We start from the raw sequence: 1,016 nt of genomic DNA on the forward strand, positions 1-1,016 counted from the left end.
CCGCCCAGTCCCCACCCACATCGGCCGCGTCAAGATGCATGAACGCGCCGCGCCAGCCGCCATGCGCGCGGTCATAGCGCAGCAGGCCCTCGCGCAGCGCCGTGGTGGCCGCCTGCTGCAGGTGGGAATCAAGCGATGTATGGACCGACAGGCCGCCTTCCATCGTGGTACCGATGCCGTAGCGTTCGATCAGTTCGCGGCGCACCTCCTCGGCAAACCATTCGGAGCCAGGCACCGGGCCGGGGCGGGTGAAATTGGCCGGGACCAGCGGTTCCTGCTGGGCGGCGCGCGCTTCCTCCGGGGTGATGTCGTGCAGGTCGGCCATCCGGTCCAGCACCCAGTTGCGCCGGTTGGTCGCCGCCTGCACGAAGCGGTGCGGGTTGTAGTTGGTGGGCGATTTGGGCAGCGCGCCCAGAAAGGCGGCCTCGGCATTGTCAAGCTGGTCGAGCGGCTTGTTGAAATAGGTCTGCGCGGCGGCGCCGATACCGTACGCGCCTTCGCCCAGATAGATTTCGTTGAGGTAGATTTCGAGTATCTGTTCCTTGCTCAGCGTCTGCTCCAGCCGCATGGCCAGCAGGGCTTCCTTTATCTTGCGGTCCATCGACACCGCGTTCGAACCGAGCAGCATGATGCGCGCGACCTGCTGCGTGATGGTGGACGCCCCGATGGGGCGGTGCTTGGTGCCGTGCATCATCATGTCGGTCACGCCCGCGCGCAGGATCGCCAGCGGGTCAACACCGCCATGGGTGAAGAATTTCTGATCCTCGGCGGCAAGGAAGGCGCTGCGCACGCGCACGGGAATGGCGCTGTAGGGCACGAATATACGGCGTTCGGCCGCCAGTTCGGCCATGACCTGATCATCCCCGGAATACAGGCGGCTCATCACCGGCGGCTGGTAGGTGCGCAGGCCGTCAACGGTGGGCAGGCCCTCGCTCAGGCGTTCATATTCGCGCCACGCCACCACGCCGCCCACGCCGCCGCCAAGCAGCACGACGGCCAGTGTGCTCCCGGCCAGC

Annotated in this window: 1 protein-coding gene; it reads right to left on the bottom strand. The window is 66.6% G+C overall.

Annotated features, from left to right (window positions below):
* Positions 1-1,015, bottom strand: a 1,015-nt coding sequence (locus JCM25156_RS17990; RefSeq protein WP_242402740.1) for a transglycosylase domain-containing protein, incomplete at its 3' end; no start/stop codon positions are given.
* Position 1,016: the final 1 nt, after the last annotated feature.

The organism is Komagataeibacter kakiaceti JCM 25156 (assembly GCF_000613305.1).